This is a genomic window from Priestia sp. P5_B4, from assembly GCF_056400385.1.
This window is the reverse complement of sequence record NZ_JBFULJ010000682.1, coordinates 1-2079: the sequence shown is the minus strand read 5'-3', so window position 1 is coordinate 2079 and position 2079 is coordinate 1. Positions and strand designations below refer to the sequence as shown.

Here is a 2079-nt window from a genome sequence, read left to right as displayed (position 1 = left end):
TGTTCCCCCTGTAATTTTTTCCATAAATCATGTCTCTATTACTTATAATATAACAATACCAATAAGTCAACTAGGTTTTATGTTTTTTCCTGAAGACAKTTTTTTTGAATAATTTTGACAAAACAAAAAAGCTAAGGATTTTCCTTAGCTTTCTATTTTACGCTTGTATGTACTTCAGTGGCCTTTTGCCCAGTTACCAGAGATGGTTTTTCTTTCATTACACCGGATGTACTACAATTCATATATAGGATTACATTTCATATAATTCATTTAGCCATTTTACAAACAAATGTCTGGGCAATTCTAGTTCGTGAAGCTCGACATATTGAATATCAGATAGCGTCGTCCCTCTAGCCATATAAAAGTACCACTGCCAGCCAATATCTTTAGCAATGGCATAGGATTTAGCTAGATCTTGTCTATTATCTGTCTGCTGCATATCATTCATCCACTGCGTTTCATCCGCTTCATACTCATAATAATGGAGAGTATATTTATCACACCAATACGTAAGGTCCTGATGGGAAAACGGATTTTCTCCGTCACATACTTGAAGCAATAGCATTCTTAAATTTTCCGGTGTATACGGTAATATAATTTTTTGATCTGCACGTCTCATTTTGCTACCTTCCTGACATGTTCGTTTCTTTTATTACATCATGTACGGCTGCGTTTAGCAATAAGAAATGGATGACGTTTTCATTACTTTTCGTTTACAACATTTCATTTGCTTGCAAAAACCGCCGTATCTTCGACATACAGAGGCAGTCGGATTTTAACAATCGTCCCTTTGTTCTGTTCACTCTCAATCTGCAGGGTACCGTGATGATCATGAATAATTTTGGAGCTGATTGTTAATCCAAGCCCCATTCCTTTTTCTTTTAAAGTAAAAAACGGTTCTCCTATATGTTCTAGACGGTCTTTAGAAATTCCTACTCCTTCATCTCTAACTTCTATAAAAATATGGTTATCCTGCGCTGTTTTGATTGTAATGTAAATATTTCCAGGCCTATCCATGGCTTCAATTGCGTTTTTAAAAACATTAAGTAATACTTGAATAAGGTGATTTTTATTTCCATACACACTAGCGTTATTTGTTTGTTCATCGTATAAGAAGTCAATGTTTTTCAATAAAGCTTCATGGGAAGTTAAACTCATTACATACTTAACCGCTTCTGTAAGAGAAAACACGCGAAAATGTTCACTTTCAGGTTTTGACAAAAGGAGCATTTCACTGACAATACCATTAATTCGTTCCAGCTCATCAAGCATGATGTTAGCATACCCTATTGCGGATCGGTCTGTTTCTTTCATGAGCTGAACAAACCCTTTAATACTCGTAAGCGGATTTCTAATTTCATGAGCAATTCCAGCAGCTAATTCGCCTACTACAGAAAGCTTTTCCTTTTTTATCAGAAGCGCTTCTGCAAGCTTTTGCTGAGTGATATCTCGTCCAATTGTGATAAGAGCTTTTCTTGAGCCATCATCAAAAAACACAGGTACTTTAATAACATCAAATGTTTTGACCTCGCCGTTTGGTATTTCAAACGCTTCTTCCGTACGTACCTTTTCCTTTTTCCTCCAAGCTTCTTCATCCGATGAAATACAGTGTAAGAAAGCAGCTTGAAAGAAAGGGACAAGCTCCCCAAGTTCTGCATCGGTTTTACCCCTGTAATCAATACCCTTTAAATGATAAAGTTCTCTTCCAAAATCATTCACCGCCACCCATTTGCCAGCCCCATCTTTGAAACAAATAAAATCTGGCATTGAATTTATTAATGTAGCAAGCTGATACTGTTCATCAGACACCTGGGTATGAACCGAACGCTTATGAAGTAAATAAAACGTTCCAGCCGTTACGCCCACTAGTAAACTATCTTTTATCAAACTGCTAAGAGCATATGCTCCTTTAAAAAATGCCATTGTTTGAAAGACGATGTACACCCCTACAAGCAGAAGACCCGCTACCGCCGCTGCTTTTCGTACACCCTCCCTATTTTTTATCAATATTTCCCACCAGCCTTTGTTTTTTAAGTGAATACTCTCTATGTCTCATCAATTAAGTTCTGAATATTCTTC

The 2079-nt window shown here is 36.8% G+C and carries 2 protein-coding genes; both read right to left on the bottom strand.

Annotated features, from left to right (window positions below; translation table 11 throughout):
- Positions 1-250: 250 nt before the first annotated feature.
- Positions 251-619, bottom strand: coding sequence for a hypothetical protein (locus AC1DRF_RS24645; RefSeq protein ID WP_013082877.1), 369 nt, complete (start codon positions 617-619; stop codon positions 251-253).
- Between the two features lie 104 nt (positions 620-723).
- Positions 724-2007, bottom strand: a complete 1284-nt coding sequence (locus AC1DRF_RS24640; protein ID WP_043982065.1) for an ATP-binding protein — start codon at positions 2005-2007, stop codon at positions 724-726.
- Between the last annotated feature and the right edge of the window lie 72 nt (positions 2008-2079).